11 protein-coding genes are annotated in these 16469 nt (G+C 59.8%); 5 read left to right on the top strand and 6 right to left on the bottom strand.

Translation table 11 applies throughout. The features are described 5' to 3' along the window. Positions 1-59: 59 nt before the first annotated feature. Both IH971_05340 and rnhA read left to right on the top strand, forming a co-directional pair. Complete coding sequence (locus IH971_05340; GenBank protein ID MCH7497258.1) at positions 60-812, top strand: hypothetical protein; 753 nt, start codon at positions 60-62, stop codon at positions 810-812. Then, positions 812-1279 (top strand): ribonuclease HI, encoded by a 468-nt coding sequence (gene rnhA, locus IH971_05335; protein MCH7497257.1) that lies wholly within the window; start codon positions 812-814, stop codon positions 1277-1279. The genes IH971_05340 and rnhA overlap by 1 nt, the downstream gene beginning before the upstream one ends. Positions 1280-1311: 32 nt before the next feature. On the opposite strand, the gene IH971_05330 is transcribed toward rnhA, so the two are convergent. The 4 genes from IH971_05330 to IH971_05315 are packed head-to-tail and all read right to left on the bottom strand — an operon-like array spanning position 1312 to position 5472. Beyond that, positions 1312-2190 carry a rhomboid family intramembrane serine protease gene (locus IH971_05330; protein MCH7497256.1) on the bottom strand — a complete coding sequence of 293 codons (879 nt, stop codon included), beginning with the start codon at positions 2188-2190 and terminating at the stop codon, positions 1312-1314. Positions 2191-2194: 4 nt separating this feature from the next. Then, positions 2195-2953, bottom strand: a complete 759-nt coding sequence (locus IH971_05325) for an alpha/beta hydrolase (protein MCH7497255.1) — start codon at positions 2951-2953, stop codon at positions 2195-2197. Next, positions 2953-3705, bottom strand: a complete 753-nt coding sequence (gene recO / locus IH971_05320; GenBank protein ID MCH7497254.1) for a DNA repair protein RecO — start codon at positions 3703-3705, stop codon at positions 2953-2955. Before recO ends, IH971_05325 begins: the two co-directional genes overlap by 1 nt. 24 nt (positions 3706-3729) lie before the next feature. Further along, the gene (locus IH971_05315) at positions 3730-5472 is read right to left on the bottom strand and encodes an amidohydrolase (protein ID MCH7497253.1); all 1743 of its coding nucleotides are present in this window, start codon (positions 5470-5472) and stop codon (positions 3730-3732) included. A 522-nt stretch (positions 5473-5994) separates the two neighbouring features. Here IH971_05315 and IH971_05310 point away from each other — a divergent pair. Next, positions 5995-6255, top strand: a complete 261-nt coding sequence (locus IH971_05310) for an RNA-binding protein (GenBank protein MCH7497252.1) — start codon at positions 5995-5997, stop codon at positions 6253-6255. Between the two features lie 297 nt (positions 6256-6552). Here IH971_05310 and IH971_05305 read toward each other — a convergent pair whose 3' ends face one another. Together IH971_05305 and IH971_05300 are read right to left on the bottom strand one after the other, a co-directional pair. Then, entirely contained in the window at positions 6553-9567 is a 3015-nt protein-coding gene (locus tag IH971_05305) for a PAS domain S-box protein (GenBank protein MCH7497251.1), read from the bottom strand. Positions 9568-9637: 70 nt separating this feature from the next. Beyond that, positions 9638-10915: a citrate synthase gene (locus IH971_05300; protein MCH7497250.1), complete on the bottom strand. Its 1278-nt coding sequence runs from the start codon at positions 10913-10915 to the stop codon at positions 9638-9640. Positions 10916-11257: 342 nt separating this feature from the next. Here IH971_05300 and IH971_05295 point away from each other — a divergent pair, with 342 nt between their 5' ends. Both IH971_05295 and IH971_05290 read left to right on the top strand, forming a co-directional pair. Beyond that, positions 11258-12166 (top strand): hypothetical protein, encoded by a 909-nt coding sequence (locus tag IH971_05295; protein MCH7497249.1) that lies wholly within the window; start codon positions 11258-11260, stop codon positions 12164-12166. A gap of 204 nt (positions 12167-12370) precedes the next feature. Continuing rightward, on the top strand, positions 12371-16469 hold a 4099-nt coding region (locus IH971_05290; GenBank protein ID MCH7497248.1), incomplete at its 3' end, for a hypothetical protein.

Here is a 16469-nt window from a genome sequence, read left to right as displayed (position 1 = left end):
CCGCAATCCGGTTTGAGGTGGCGTAATGAGATTCATGCATTCCGACCGTTGGATGAGGTATGCCTGAGCGCTCACTGATCCTCTACCTGCCCATCGCCACCACCCTGCTGACGGTGCTATTCGCAGCCTCCATTTACCGGCGCTACCTGCAGCGGGGCCGCCGGGGCAACCATCTGCTGTGGTGGACCTTCGGCGTGATCACCTACGGTATGGGCACCTTCGCCGAAAGCTACATCACCCTGCTGGGCTGGAACCCGGTGATCTTCAAGTTCTGGTACATCGTGGGGGCTCTCATGGGTGGCGCCCCGCTGGCCACCGGTACGGTGTGGCTGCTGCTGTCGCCGCGGGCGGCCCTGCGGTGGTCGGTGGCACTGGTGTCCGTGGTGACCGTTGCGGCGGTCTTCGTGATTCTCAGCCCCATCCACATGGCGGGGGTGGACCCCTATCTGCCCAGTGGTGCGGCCCTGGGCTGGCAATGGGTGCGGCGCTTCAGCCCCCTCATCAACACTTACGCCGTGGTGTTTCTCATTGGAGGTGCGGGCCTGTCGGCCTGGCGCTTCCGGCGGGAAGCCCTGGCGGGCGGCGCAGGGGCGCCCCTGGCACAGGACCGTTTCATGGGCAATCTGCTCATCGCGGTGGGTGCCATCCTGCCCGGCATTGGCGGGGCCTCCAGCAGGGCGGGCCATACGGAAGTTCTCTACATCACCGAACTGGTGGGCATCATACTGATCTGGCTGGGCTACCGGTTTAACATCCGCAAGCGACCCATTGCCGCACCAGACCAGCCCGCTATCGCAGGCCCGGTCTCCTGATGGCGTTGACGGGCACGACCCATCTGCCAGCGGTCACCCTATACACCGACGGGGCCTGCTCGGGGAACCCCGGCCCGGGCGGGTGGGGAGCCATCCTACGGTTCCACGGCAGCGAAAAGGAGCTGGCCGGCGGCGAGAGCCAGACCACCAACAACCGCATGGAGCTCACCGCAGTGATCAAGGGGCTGGAGGCGCTGACCCAGCGGTGCCGGGTGACGGTCTACTCCGATTCACGCTACGTGGTGGACGCGGTGAACAAGGGGTGGTTAAGCGGTTGGGTGGCCCGTGGCTGGCGCAAAGCGGCTGCGAAAGGGCGCGGGCAGCCGGTGCTGAACGTGGACTTATGGCAGCGGCTGCTGAAGCTGCTGGAGGAGCAAGAGGTGGGATTCCAATGGGTGCGAGGTCATCAGGGGCACCCGGAAAACGAGCGGGCCGACCGCCTGGCCGTGTCCCATATTCCCGGCTAGCCTAGGCCAGCCGCCGGCCAAGCAGGTGGGCGTCAGTTACGGACGTTCTTATCGGAGAACCGAATGCTGGCTTGATAAAGAACATCCTGTTCCTCTTTGGAAAGTGAGGCGTAACCGGAAGTGCTGATCTTGTCCAGGATCTGGTCTACCTCCCCCCGCAGCCGATCATCCTCCTGGATCTCCTGAAAATCGTGGCGGACACGGCGCTCCTCTTGCAGGTCGGCAATCCGCTGCCCCATACGGAACCAAGTTGACCGCCAGCCGGACCGCAAGTAGATCCAGCCGATCACCATGCCGGACAAATGTGTCAGGTGTGCAACGGCAGACCCCCCCGGCTGGATCGAGAACAAGAAAGCCATGATGGCCATGAAGGCGACGAAATATTTTGTCTTGACGGGAATCATGAAGGGGAATATGAGCAGCTCCCGCTCGGGGTAGGCCAGTCCGTATGCCAGCAGGACTCCGTAGACCGCGCCGCTGGCCCCCACCACGGGGGTGGAGGACCCCAGGCTGAACAGCACGGTGACCAGGCCTGCGCCGGCGCCCGTAAGGAAATAGTACCGCAGGAAGGCCATCCCACCCCATTCACGCTCCAGCTCCGAACCGAACATCCAGAGCACAAACATGTTGAGCGCTACATGCCAGAACCCTGCGTGCAGAAACATGTAGGAAATGGGCTGCCAGATCATGAATCGCGACCACACCAGGCGAGGCACCAGCCCGAAGATTGAAAACAGCTTTTCATAATAAGCGGGGAACGACACGTGCCCCGGGGCACCCATCAGATATAGCAGGTAGAGGCTGATCCAGATTCCGGCGTTTATGATGACCAGCCGACGGATAATGAGGGAGCCGGACCGGCGCCATCCTGGCGGGTCGAAACTGGCCGGACTGGTGAATTGGTAGCGCATGGTTTCAGGCGGCGGTGTGGCTCATAAGAAAGTCCAGAATATCGGCTTGAACCTTAGCCTGCCCCGGCCCATTTGTCGAGTGGGCATTCTCGTTTTCATAGATTTTAAGTCGTTTGTGTCGGGCGGGAAGGGTGTTTAGAACCAGTTGGGCAGCTGCCTTGGTCTTGCCACCATAGCCGTTGGACTGCGTCAGCAGGGTCGGAGCGGTGACCTGGTGCAATTCTGCCCGGACATGACGATTAAGCCGGAACATCGCCCTCAGGCCCTTGATAGGATAGCGGTCATAGCCGTTGAACGGCGTGCGCCGCGACCCCTGTCCCGAGCCTGGCTCGCTACGGGCAACTGTGCTGGTAAAGGGAGCCAACAAGGAGAGCAGCCAGCTGGGCTGCGCCCTGCGCCCGCCCAGTTCTAAAGAGATGGCCACCACCCCCGCCACTGGGTAAAGAGCGGCCAGATGAAGCGCTAGGGCTGCGCCCATTTCCAGGCCAATAACAAAGGTTGTCTCCTGTTCCAGAAGGAATTCGGTGAAGTGGTATTCCAGCTCTTCGAGCCAGTCCTCTGCTCGGACGAGGTTGCATTCCTCGATGGAGGTGCCGTGCCCGGCCAGCAATTTTGCCGACACCCGATAGCCGTGATTCGCCAGGAACGTGGCCAGCTCGCGGACATCCTCGGTCGTGCCGGCAAAGCCGTGGATGAGAAAGCAGCCATTGGGTCCTGAGCCCAGCTCCAGGTCCTGCGGGCGATTGTGGGCAGCTCCAGGCATTAGGCGGTCACCTGATGCCAGAATTTTATGGATTTCAAATTGCTCATCCCGTCAACGTGAAAGAATAGATGTTTGAGGAGAAAGTCTCCTACTTGTTTCTTGGTGCGGTCGTTGGGCCTGAGAGTATCCAGATTGGTGATATGGGTAGCCGCCAAATCACGCAGATGTTTGAGGGCTGGCCCGCCGATGGGCGTTGCGCCGTCAGCTTGACACCGATGGCAGAGCAGCCGTCCCGTAGGGCTATCCAAAGTTGCGCTGGTGAGCGCGAGCCCACACTGCTCACATAAGGCAATCTGGGGCCCAAAGCCCAGCTGGCGGGCGAGGTGCAACTGATAAAAATGCAGGACCACCACGTCATCACCACCGCCCTGGTTAAGGCGTTGAAGGGTGGCGGTGATCAGGCGGAAGATAATAGGGTGGGGGTCGGCCTCGTGGACGGCCCGGTCCAGCATCTCAACTGCCACCAGTGCCGCCGCACTCGTCTGCAAATCGTCGGCCAGATTCGCGTAGCGTTCCACAAATTCCGATTTGACCAGGGTTTGGATCTCCCGTCGCTCCTTATGCTGGTACCAGACGTTGATATAGTTGGGCGGCTGCAAGACGCCGACGGTGCCCTGCTTAAACCGTCGCGCTCCCTTAGCCATAACGGCTACTTTTCCATACTGTTCAGTGAACAGGCGCACGATGAGTGAACTGTCCGAATAGTTGACGGTTCGCAGGACCACGGCTTCAGATGTGTGGGGCGTGGACATGTTCGTTGCGGTGCCGTGTGAGCCTCAGTTAGTCGCTTCGTGCTCCAGAGTGTCGCCACTCTCAAGCCGCTCCCGCAGAGCCTTCATGCGCTGGAATCCTGTACGGTTGTGCCAGACGATATCGCCGCCTACTACCGTCATCAGCACCTCTGTGCGCAGCAGCTCGCGGGGGTCGTTGTTCACTGGATTACTGGAGAGGACGGTGAGGTCGGCGTCGTAGCCGGGGAGGATTTTACCACGGGCCGTGTCGGCAAAGGAGGCGAAGGCAGCGCCGGTGGTCAGGGTTCTGAGGGCCTCCAGACCGCCCATCCGCTCATGGGGCTGCCAGCCCCCGGCGGGCCATCCGCTGGTGTCCTGCCGGGTCCGGGCTGCGTAGAGCTGCAAAAGCGGTTCCTCCCGCTCCACGGGGCAATCGGAGCCACCCGCAATAACGGCACCCGAAGCAAGTAACTGCCTCCAGGCGTAGGCGCCCGCCACCCGTTTCTTGCCCAATCGGTCCTCCGCCCAGTACATGTCACTCGTGGCATGGGTGGGTTGCATGGCGGCGATCACACCAAGGCGGGCAAAACGCCGGATGTCGCGTCGGGCAATGACCTGCGCATGCTCAATCCGGGGTCGCAGCTCATGACCCCCGGCGCCTGCCATGGCCCGCTCATAGATATCCAGAACCATCCGGTTTGCCCGATCACCAATGGCGTGGGTACAGGGCTGGAAGCCGGCCCTGAACGCGTCAGAAATCAGGGCCTCCAGCGTCGCAGCGGGCGTTAGAACCAGCCCACGGTTGCCGGGGTCGTCGCTATAGTCGGACAACAGCGCGGCCCCCCGGCTGCCCAGTGCGCCGTCGGCGTAAAACTTCACCGCCCGTACCGTCATGCGGCCGCCGTAGTTGAGCACGGGTCCGCTGGCGTAATGCGCGGCCAGCAGTGCCTCGTCGTCGCCATCCAGCATGCCGTAGTAGCGCAGTGTCAGCAGGCCCTCGTCTGCCAGTTTCCGGATTACGTCCAGTGTGGCCTCATCTACCCCCGGGTCGTGCACCTCCGTGAGACCCACCTGATTACTGCGCTTTATTGCGGCCAGCAGCCAGCGGCGGAGGTCAGCCCGCGACGCACGGGGCAGCACTGCGTCCATGAGCGCCATGGCGCGGTCAATGAGCACACCCTCTGGATTTCCGGTGCTGTCGCGCACAATAGTGCCGCCGTCAGGATCGGCTGTACCGGCAGTGATACCGGCCAGCTGCAGGGCTTGGCTATTCACCCAGATGGCGTGGCCGTCAATTCTTTTGAGTGCCACGGGATGCTCAGGCGCTGCTGCATCCAGGATGGCCCGGGTGGGGAAAGTCTGCACCTCCCAGTCGTTCTGGTCCCACCCTCCGCCTCGAATCCATGTGCCGGTGGGCAGCTCCCCGGCCTTGGCGGCCACCTGTTCAGCGATTTCCGTAGCGGAACCGGTTCCCGTCAGCTGCAGCTCATCCATTGAGCGGCCGAAACCGGCCAGGTGAAAGTGGCTGTCGGTGAGCCCCGGCACCACCACGGCGCCATGCAGTCGGATGCGCCGGGTAGCCCGGTTGGCCAGGGGCAAAACCTCATCCTCCGATCCAACGGCCAGGATTCGGCCGTCAACCACAGCCATGGAGGAGACGGGGGCCAGGTGCTTGTCCATGGTCAGGATCGTGCCGCCAGTGAGAATCAGGTCGGCGCCGGACTGAGGGGTGCAGGCGGTGCCTAGCAGCAGGGGGAACCAAACGCCTCTGATGATGAAGGAGCGCATAGGGCGCAGCTTAGCCTGTCCGGGGCGGGTTGGTCAAGCCCCATTCCGGGTTGCGTCGCAGGCAGTACGCGAGGCTGCCTGGAGCGGTGATCGGCCAACACCAGAGGAATCACACGGTCCGCTCGGCAGTTAGCACTCCCCGCAGACCCAGTCTTGAAGGCCAATCTGAAGCTGGTGAGCGGACTCTATATCGTACGGTTCCGCCATGGCACGCGTCTCATGAAGAAGTACTTGTGCGTCGTGCGAAATGGCTTTAACCTCATGCCAATTCGTGGCCTTGTGTCTTCATTTGTCCGCATTATTCCGCGTGTAGCGATTCGCTTCCCTTAATTAATTCTGGCAACAATAAGACGTTTAGGTAACGACCTGTTATAGATAAGGTCAGTCGATGAGGTTGTCCCACGCTTCAAACAGTGGGATGCATGCTTGTTTGCGGCCTTTGGTTTCAATTGACCGTGACTCAGCCAATCCTGAGCCGAAGATCTCGGTAGGGCTGGGTCACATCGAGGAGATTCACACAGTATGGCAAAAACGATCTACGTAGGCAACATACCGTTCACCGTCACAGAAGATGAAATTCGGACGTTGTTCGAAAGCCACGGTACCGTAAACGATGTTAAACTCATAACCGACCGGGGAACTGGCCGGTTTCGAGGGTTTGGCTTTGTGGAAATGGAAGATGAAGATGCCGACAAGGCCATCAGCGAACTGGATGGCAAAGAATTTAGTGGACGCGTCATGCGCGTCAATGAGGCGCGCGAGCGTCCCGGCGGCGGCCGTTAGCATAATATTCTAATCAACTAACCATCCGGTACCGCACCTGTATGGGGAGCCGGTACCTCAGCGCCTGCCCAGTTTTGGCGGGCGTCCTTCGAGCTTGGTGACAGCCGGACAGAATACCGGCTGTCGCACCTTAATCCTATTGTCTTTTTGAACTCGGTGGCTCGATCCGCTGGCTGATGGTCATCCTGCCATTCAAGTGGCACGGACGTGGGCCGTCGAAAACAGAGCGCAAGTTATGACGACTGGGCGCGCGCCTGTCGCTTGGCGCTTGGCAGTCAGTCGTTCGGTGTTTCCGCTCTAGGGGAGCGCAACGGGCGCAGGGTCGGGCCGAGGGGCGCGTATCAAGGCGTCCATAACCTGGCTTAAATCCTCAGGTCGAAAAGGCTTCACCAGAATACCCTGGAAGCCGTAATCCCGGTACTGCGCCAGGACGGGATCGTTGGCGTAGCCACTGGATACGACGGCTTTCACCTGCGGGTCGACAGCATGCAGATGCTTGATCGTCTCCGCGCCCCCCATACCAGTAGGGACGGTCAGGTCAAGAATAACCACATCAATGGGGTGTTCCGACGTCAGTTCACTCGTATAAATCTCAACGGCCTCCTCACCGGCGGCAGTCGTGGTCACATCGTAGCCCAATTCGCCCAACAGGGCCGCCAGCCCGAGGCGAATGGTATCATCGTCGTCCATTACCAAGACTCGGCCGCTACCCCTCGTGATCACCGGCTGCTCAGCCGCTAACTCACCCCGCTTTGCTGCCGGCAGATAGACCGTAAAAGTGGTTCCCCGGCCGACTTCCGAAGCGACCGTAATACCGCCACCATGCCTGGTAAGTATATTGTAGCAGGAGAAAAGCCCCAGGCCGTTGCCGTTATCACGGGTCGTAAAATAGGGGTCGAATATGAAATCAATAATCGCATCCGGTATCCCCTCGCCCTCATCGGTCACCTTCAACTCCACATAATCCCCCGGTTCCAGTGCAATGCGAGCCTCGCCTTCTTTTACCTTCAATGTCCGGGCCGACACCTCGAGCCGGCCACCATCCGGCATGGCTTCAACGGCGTTGAGCACCAGATTGTTGATCACCTGGTTGATCTGACCTGAGTCCACGTCCACCGGCCACAAGTCATCGGGCAGGTCAAAACTTGACGCCACCGGGCGGCCGTGAAGGGCAAATTTGACACACTCCTCAACCAGAGGTTGGAGGCGCATGCCCGATTTTACAGGATCGCCGCCACGGCTGAATGTCAGCAGTTGCTGGGTGATGGCTTTGGCTTTGGTGATGGACTGCTCAGCCGACTCAAGCAACGTCTTTACGTCCGCATTCTGATCCGATTTCAGTTTGGCAGTGACCACGTTGAGCATGATGCTCATGAGAAAATTGTTGAAATCGTGCGCCAACCCGCTGGCTAGGACTCCCAGTGACTCCAATTTATGCGAACGCAACATTTCGTGCTCCAGCTGTTGCCGCTGGCTGATATCCTGAAAGACCAGCACCATGCCTTTCACCTTTTCGCCGCTATTGCCTAGGGGAGCCATGCTTCCGGCGACCGGCCGTTCCTTTCCGTCCCTGGTAACCAACTGACGATTGGGGTTTTGGATGGGTTTTATGTTGCCGCGCAGGACGGAGGCCAAAGCCAGCTCAAACGGTTTTCCGTCGCCGGTGGATTTGAATACATCGCTGATGGGTTTACCCTGCGCCAAATCGAGCGGCCAGCCGGTGAGCTCCGCGGCGGCGTGATTCATAAGAATGATATTGCCTGTAATGTCGGTGGCAATGACGCCGTCACTAATGCTCCGGAGAGTTGTTCTGAGCCGTTCCTCCTCAAGAGCTAGGGCCTCCTCTGCCTGCTTCCGCTTGATGGCCGTCGTCATTTGCTGCGCAATGGTTACAAAGCGCTGCAGGTCTTCTTGAGTAAATGGTTCCTTCCTGGCATAGTCCAGCAGTCCCAGTGTTTCATCGCCTGAAATGAGTGGGACCAACAGGAACGATCGCAGACTGAACATGTCTTTTACTTTTGGTATTAAGCTGCATGCCAGCTCGCGGAGCTTTTTGCCGGGCAGGTTATATACATTGATGTAGTCCCCAAGCAGGGCGTCGATTTCGGCGGGTGTGCTGATTATCTGTGGCGCGCCAGATTCCAGAACCTCAAAGTGGCGTCCCCCACTATTCAGCAGCACCCTGATTTCCGGCAGGCTGCGATGGAGCAGTTTTTCCACTCGCCCCACCAGCTTCTGAATGCCAGGCGTCAGCTGCAGGGTGAGGTATTTCTTGTCCTCACTGAGCAGATAGACGGCTGCTCCATGGCCGGAAAATGTTTTCTTCGATTGCCTGGAGAGCAGGTGAAACACCTCCTGAAGGCTGTCGCCGCGATTGATGGCATTGTTGATCTCATTGATCAGTGTAAGGTCTTCGGTGCGTTGTAGAATTTCCTTTTCCGCCCGCTTGCGCTCGCCAATTTCAGTTTGCAGGGAGGTCACCGCAGCCTTTAATTCGGCCGTTCTTTCTTCGACCTTTTCTTCAAGCTGAAGATGGGCCTGCTGGAGAACCTCTTCGGCCTCCTTCCGCTCACTGATATCACGGACAATGCTTTGTAGGCCGGTAACCTCGCCGTCCTTGATCAGAAGGGTCACCTTTTGCTCGACCCATTTCTCCGCGCCTGATTTCGTGATGTAGGGAAATTCCAACATGGTCTCCGGTTGCACTTTGTCGATCTGCTCGGAGTAAACCGACTTGACGCGATCAAGCCACGCCGCAGGGATGAGCCGGGTAAAGTGCATCCCCATTAGTTCGTTTTCTGTGTAGCCGGTAAATCTCTGGCCGGGAGGGTTGACATAAGTGAAATAGCCTTCGGGGTTGATGGTATAGACGATATCGCTGGTCTCTTCGATAATCTGGCGATAGCGGCGCTCGCTCTCCCGCAGCACCTCCTCCGCCCGCGAGCGTTCGCTACTTTCCTGCCTGAGCCGCGCATTGGCCGCTTGTAGTGCGTCGGACTGCTGGCGAGCGATCAGAGCGGGCAGCCACTTCCACCCGCCGATGATCATCGAGACGAAACCGAGGAGATAGCTCCCGAAGGTCAGATAGTACCGGTAGTCGGAACCGCCGATGACAAGGAGGCGCCTTACCATTGCGACGTTTTCCGTCAGGACCAGGAGACTGGCGAGCAATGTCAGGCCGAAGCCCAGCTCGATATTCAGCCATCCGGGCTGGCGACTGAGACCGTATTTCCTGCCGAGTTGCCAAGCATAAACGAAGGCCGCCCCTACGACCAGGGCGCTGACCACTTTGATGATGATTTCCACGATCATTTGCGGCTGTTTTGCCTCATCTGGAGCGCCGCGTCAAGACCGGTCCTCTGGTGGGCCAGAAGGGTCGCGGCTAGCGTTTGTCCACTGGCACGTAGGACCGTTGGGTCGCGCCCGTATAGATTTGCCGGGGGCGGTATATGCGCGGATTGGGATCCTCCCGCATCTCCTTCCAGTGGGCTATCCACCCGGGCAGCCTGCCCAGGGCGAACATGACCGTGAACATCTCCGTGGGTATGCCCATCGCGCGGTAAAGCATACCGCTGTAGAAGTCGACGTTGGGATAGAGGCCTCGCTCCAGAAAATAGTCATCCTTCGTGGCGATCTCTTCGAGGCGTTTGGCGATCTCAAGCAGTGGGTCATCGGCCCCCAATTCCGACAGAACATCGTCTGCGGCCGCTTTCAGCAGTGTGGCCCGTGGATCGAAGTACTTGTAGACCCGGTGGCCAAAGCCCATGAGCCGGAAGTTCGAGTCTTTGTCCTTCGCCATGTCCACATACTTCTGGTAGTTCATGCCGTCATTACGAATGGTTTCCAGCATCTGGATGACCCGTTGGTTGGCGCCGCCATGCAGCGGGCCCCACAGGGCGCTGACGCCGGCGGAGATGGAGGCAAACAGGTTGGCCTGGCTGCTGCCCACCATGCGGACGGTAGACGTGCTGCAATTCTGCTCGTGGTCGGCGTGGAGGATGAGCAGCAGGTTCAGGGCGTCATCCAGCACCCTGGGCGCCTCGTAGGTCTCGGCGGGGACAGCAAACATCATGTGCAGGAAATCGGCGGTATAGCTCAGGTCGTTGCGGGGATAGACGTACGGATGGCCGATGGACTTTTTGTAGGAGAAGGCGGCGATGGTCTTGGCCTTGGCCAGCAGGCGGATGATGTTCAGAGCGACCGTGTCCTCGTCAAGTTCAACATTGGGATAGAAGCCGGACAGGGACGATATCATGGCTGACAGCACGGCCATGGGATGGGCCGATGGCGGAAAGCCCTCGAAGAACTTTTTCATGTCCTCGTGTATCATGCTGTGGTGGGACAGCTGGTGCCGGAAGTCGTCCAATTCTTCCTGCGTAGGCAGGTGGTCATACACCAGCAGATAGCAGATTTCCACAAAGCGGGCCGCCTGAGCGAGCTCCTCGATGGGGTATCCGCGATACCGCAGGATGCCCTTCTCGCCATCGATAAAGGTGATGCTGCTGAGACAGGAGCCTGTGTTGGCGTAGCCCGAATCGAGGGTGATCATGCCCGTCTCCTGGCGCAACTTCGCAATATCGATGCCAAGCTCGTCCTCGGTACCGCCGACTACGGGCAGCTCGTATTCCTTGTTCTTGTATATCAGACGGGCTGTTTCCATGTCCTTCCCCCGAGTCTCAGATGGGCGGTTTGCGTGCAGATCGCGTGAGGATTTTAACGACCGCTGCCGGACGCGCACGCCAAACCCCAAAATTACCACTGTCCCCTTTTGAATCCCTATCGATTCCTATGGTCTGTCGCAGGGCATGGAACGGCACATCTCAGTCTACCCCAACCTTGACTCGGCCCCGGTCTGCTGGAGCCAGGGATGAGCGACTGTCGAGCGAGAGCGAAAAATGTCTTTATTTTTGTCATGGGATGCCTACATTTGGCGCTGTTACCCGTCGAATCCATTTATGAGGGCCCATAGCTGGTCGGCGGGTGCAAATGCGGGCAGTGTAGAATGAACCATCCCAATAGGAGCAACCCCCGAAGCAGAAGCTGGCTGGCCGGTCTGGCCCTGACGGCTCTGCTGGTTGCGCTGCCGTCGCTAGCCGTGGCGCAGGACGACTTCGCTGACGATACCACTGAATACTTCGGCGACGAGTTTGATGACGGGTACGATGATGAATACTACGGTGATGAGTTCTACGACGAAGAGGGCTTTGATGATGGCTACTTCGAGGAGGCCGGCGAATTTTTTGACGATGGCGATGGCGAGTTTTTCGACGAGGACGGGGAGTTTTATGACGATGGTGAGTTCTACGATGAGGAAGGATTCGAAGGTTTTTCAGACGACGAGTTCCTGGACGATTTTGAAGGGGCAGAGGAACGCGATGAACTGAATCTGGCCGATGACACGGCCGGGGAGGTGGAACTGGAGGAGATCGAGAAGCCAAAAATCAAGCAGCCGCGGGTGATCCGGGGCTACATGGCCAAGCTAACGGTGACCTCTCCCTGGCTGGCGGGGCTGGGCTTCAACAGTTTCTGGTACTCCACCATCGATGCCCGTCTCTCCCTGGACCTCCCTCGCAAAGCGGGCGCCGGTGCCCTGGCCCCGGCCTATACCCTGGAGGTGGCCACCTTCAGCTTTGTGAACCAGCACCCCGTGGGCGGCGAGTTCGCCGGGGTGGCGCTGCAGGGCCTGATGCGGGTGCCGGTGGGGTCGCTGGAGGCCCTGGCGGGACTGGGGGTCTACGCAGCGGGGAGTGATTTCAGGGGTGGGGTATTCTTCGGCGCCAGCTATACTGTTCCCTTCATCCGGTTCATCGGCATCACCCTGGAATCCCGCCTCACCTATGTACAGGACGCCGCCCCAACCGGCCCATCGTACTGGATCGACGTGGGCGGCAGCATCGGCTATCCGTTCTAGGTGCGCTGGAGTTCAACGGTTGGGCACATCGGGGCGCCGGCTGCGGCACATGACACTTGATGCAGGTCACTTCCCCCGGCTGCTTAAAGTTTTAGTTTAACCTTGCGCCACCCCAGCACGTATATTTTGCCCTGGCGGTATAAGGTGCAGACGGCCCCCCTTCGTAAACCCATGCGAACCCTCACGACCACACGCGCACTCCTCTTGTCTGCAGTTGGCTTGCTGTTTGCAGGCACGCTCCACGCTCAGACAGTTGGTTTCGCGTTGGCCAGCTCCAATGGTGCGGAGAGCGTCACATCGGTAAACATCACGGTAACTGCCGCCGGGTATGGTGCTATTTCTGCTATGAACCCGGTTCAGGTTACGCTAATTGATCTCACAACCGAGGCCTCAGGGTCGGACTACTCCGTGACTGAGGGGGTCCTGACCTTTATCAGTAATACAAGCCAAAACGTTGTGCTCACCATCGTGAGTGATGCTCTTTTTGAAAATAATGAGGATGTGGTGCTGGGTCTGGCTTTTCAAACTGAAGGTGCAATCAATCCCCAAACGCAACACACGTATACGATCAACAACGACGATACCAAGCCCACCATTTTCTTCGACGCCTCCAGCAGTAGTGCCAGCGAGGGCACCACCTCAGGCACCATCCAGGTGCGGATCTCGGCGCAATCCGGGCTTTCGGCCTCTGTAAACTTTACGGCCGCCGACGGCACCGCCTCCGGTAGCGGCGTGGACTACTCCCTGGCGTCGGGTACCGTCATCGTAGCTGCCGGAGCCACGACAGCAAACATACCCTTTGTCACCATTAACAACGACCTCCTGGATGAGAACAACGAGACCTTTACGGTGACCTTGACCGGCGCCACAGAGGTCAACGCCACCCTGGCGAACCCCATCACCCATACTTATACTATCACTGACAACGACGCCGTCCCCACGGTGATGTTTGCGGCGGCAACCTCCAATGACGCGGAGAATGTCACCGCCGTGAATGTTCAGGTCAAACTGTCGGCGATTTCAGGCCGGAACGTAACGGTGAACTACAGCGTAACGGGAACCGCCACCGGCGGCGGGACCGACCACAACCTGGCCTCCGGCTCCATCGTGATAAACGCCCTGCAGACCTCCGAGAACATCTCCATCACCATCAATGACGACATCCTCAATGAGGACGACGAGACCATCGTCATCACCCTGGATTCATTTATCAACGGATCGCTGGGCAGCCCCTCGACGCATACCTACACGATCAACAACGACGATCCCGCTCCGACGGTGGATTTCAGCACCCTCACATCCAATGGCGACGAGGGCACCACGCCCGTTGATATCCAGGTGCGCATATCGGCGGCCTCAGGCCGGGACGTCACCATGACCTACACCGTCGCCGATGTGACGGCCACCGGTGGCGGCGAAGACTATACCCTGTCCAGCGGGATTGCCACTATCACTGCAGGCGATATGACCACGAACATATCGGCCTCCATAAATGACGATGCGCTGGATGAGGACGGCGAGACCTTTACCCTCACCGCCTCCAGCCCCACTAATGCTACACCGGGCACCAACCTCGTCCATACCTACACCATTGACGACAACGATGATCCGCCCAATATACAGTTTACCGCCACCTCCTCGTCCAGCAGCGAGGGCACGCCATCCACCAACATCGGGCTCACCCTCTCCACCCTCTCGGGCCGTACTGTCACCACCAACTACGCAGTTACGGGTGGGAACGCCGTGGGCAGCGGGGAGGACTATACCCTGCCTGGCGGCGTGGCCACCATCACCGCCGGTAACCTCACCACCAACTTTTCCATAACGGTTGTTGACGACGCCCTGGATGAGGCGGCCGAGACGGTGGTTGTGGGCATTTCGGGACCCAACTTCGCGACCCTGGGCGCCGACACCACCCATACTTTTACCATCACCGATGACGATTCCCCCCCCTTCGTGGAGTTCACTTCGGGCAGCTCCAGCGGCGCTGAGAGCAGCAGCCCAACGTTCGGTTTGGCCCTGTCTGCGGTGTCCGGACTGGAAGTGACGGTGGACTTCTCCTCTGCCGGCGTGACGGCCATGGCGGGCGGCGTCGATTTCACCCTGGCTGCCGGCACGGCCACCATCAGTGCCGGCGCAACGACAACCGACATTACCACCGCCATCCTCAATGATGACGCCCTGGATGAGTTTGACGAGACGTTTAACATCACGCTGTCGAATCCCAGCAATGCGTCGGTGGGCGTCACCTTCCCCACGCACACGTTTACCATTACCGATAACGATGTCACGCCCACACTGGCGTTCAGCACGGCCTCGGCCAGCGGTGCGGAGAGCACCTCGCCGGTGACCGCCACCATTGCCCTGTCGGCGGCATCGGGCAAGAATGTGTCGGTACCCTACAGCATTACCGGCACGGCTACCGGGGGTGGCGTGGACTATGCCCTGGCCGCCGGGACAGCAACTATTTTGGCCGGTGAAACCGACTCGGTCCTCTCCGCCGTTATTATTGATGACGCCATCTACGAGACGGACGAGACCATCATCATTACCCTGGGGGCCATCACCAACGCCGACCCGGGGGTTAACACCGTCCACACTTATACCATCACCAACAACGACGCCAAGCCCACCATCGAGTTCAGCGCTGCCAGTTCCAACGGTAGTGAGGGAGTCACCCCCGCCAGCATCGCCGTCACCCTGTCAGTGGCCACGGCGGTGGATGCCACGGTGGGCTACGCGGTCACGGGCAGCACGGCGACGGCGGGTGGCGACGACTTTACACTAGCCGCCGGCACGGCCACCATCACGGCCGGGCAAACCTCCACCAACATCGATGTCGCCATCGTGGATGACATATTCGACGAGCCCGCCGAAACGATTATCATAACCCTGTCGGGGGAAATCGACGCCTCACTGGGTGGCAACTCCGTCCATACCTACACGATCACCGACAATGATGACGCCCCAACCGTAGCGTTCACGACCCTGGGCTCCTCGGGCGACGAAAGCGCCACGCCGGTTAACCTGCAGGTGGACCTGTCGGTGGCCTCGCAGCTGGCCATCACGGTGGACTATGCGGTCACCGAGCTAACCGCCACCCGTGGCGGCGTGGACTTCACCCTGGCTGACGGCCAGCTAAGCTTTGCCGCCGGCATCACCACGGCCAACATCACCGCCACCGTTGTCGACGACAATATCGTGGAGCCCGACGAGGCTTTCCTGGTGACACTGGCCAACCCCGTCAACGCCGCGTTGGGGGCCTTGCCGTCGCACACCTACACCATCCTGGAGAACGACACGCCTCCGGTAGCATTCACTGTGGGCGCTGTGGCCCCCACCGGAGGAACCGTGGTGCTCACCTACTGGAATGCCAGCAACACCGACCTCGACATCACCGTGCCCGTGGATGTTTCGGCGAACCTTGCCGGGGGCACCATCCAGCTGCAGGCCAAAATCGGCAGCGGCAGTCTTGAAAATCTCGGCGCGGCCTACATCATCGCCGGGGGCGATCTGGGCACGGACAAGGTGCTAAGCCGCACGGCTGCGGAGGTGGAAGGGGTGACCAACTTTGCCGACGACTCCACACTCACTGTCGGCGCCATCATCACCGACGGCGCTGGTAACAGCACCACCGGCACGGCCGGCGCCACCACCATTTTCGTCGATCAAACAGCCCCGGCGTCCTTCACCCTGGGTACCCTGGTAACCACGGCAGGTACGGTGGTTTCCGGGTACTGGAACGCAGGCAACGGCGGCATATCAGTAGACGTGCCACTGGCCAGCGATCTCACCCTGGTGGGCGGCTCCATCCAGCTGGAAGGCGAAGCCGATGGTAGCTTTGAAAGCCTTGGCTCGGCCGTGTCCATCAGCCAGGCAGAGGTTACCGCCGGGAGCAAGGCCCTGGTGGTGGCCGACATTGAGGCTGCCGCCACCGGCCTGGAGGAACTGGCGGGGTACTCCGAGGGCGACGTACTCACCGTCCGGGCGGTCCTCACCGATGTGGCCGGCAATGTCACCACCGGGAGCATCAGCGCAACCAGCCTTATCGTCGATGAGACCTTGCCCATTGCTGTCCTCACCTACAGCGACACCCTGGCGAGCCAAGGGGATGTGGTCACCATCACCCTGACGCAAGACGAGGACGCTGAGGCGACGCCTCAGGCAGGTATCGCCTACGCCGTCAACACCGTGGCGGCCGCGGATATGACCGCAACCGCCAACCCGGCAGTCTGGACCTTCGATTTCACGATTCCTGCGGCGAACGATGGTCTGGCCACAATAAGTATTGCCGCCACCGATC

The sequence above is a fragment of the Candidatus Neomarinimicrobiota bacterium genome, from assembly GCA_022560655.1.
Taxonomy (GTDB): Bacteria; Fidelibacterota; Marinisomatia; order SCGC-AAA003-L08; family TS1B11; genus JADFSS01.
Note: the sequence above shows the minus strand (reverse complement) of the source record. Positions and strands in the feature narration are given on the sequence as shown.

Bases quoted from the DNA above. Each gene is read 5' to 3' on its own strand.
- IH971_05340 (MCH7497258.1), top strand. From the start codon at position 60: ATGCCTGAGCGCTCACTGATCCTCTACCTGCCCATCGCCACCACCCTG.
- rnhA (MCH7497257.1), top strand. From the start codon at position 812: ATGGCGTTGACGGGCACGACCCATCTGCCAGCGGTCACCCTATACACC.
- IH971_05330 (MCH7497256.1), bottom strand. From the start codon at position 2,190: ATGCGCTACCAATTCACCAGTCCGGCCAGTTTCGACCCGCCAGGATGG.
- IH971_05325 (MCH7497255.1), bottom strand. From the start codon at position 2,953: ATGCCTGGAGCTGCCCACAATCGCCCGCAGGACCTGGAGCTGGGCTCA.
- recO (MCH7497254.1), bottom strand. From the start codon at position 3,705: ATGTCCACGCCCCACACATCTGAAGCCGTGGTCCTGCGAACCGTCAAC.
- IH971_05315 (MCH7497253.1), bottom strand. From the start codon at position 5,472: ATGCGCTCCTTCATCATCAGAGGCGTTTGGTTCCCCCTGCTGCTAGGC.
- IH971_05310 (MCH7497252.1), top strand. From the start codon at position 5,995: ATGGCAAAAACGATCTACGTAGGCAACATACCGTTCACCGTCACAGAA.
- IH971_05305 (MCH7497251.1), bottom strand. From the start codon at position 9,567: ATGATCGTGGAAATCATCATCAAAGTGGTCAGCGCCCTGGTCGTAGGG.
- IH971_05300 (MCH7497250.1), bottom strand. From the start codon at position 10,915: ATGGAAACAGCCCGTCTGATATACAAGAACAAGGAATACGAGCTGCCC.
- IH971_05295 (MCH7497249.1), top strand. From the start codon at position 11,258: ATGAACCATCCCAATAGGAGCAACCCCCGAAGCAGAAGCTGGCTGGCC.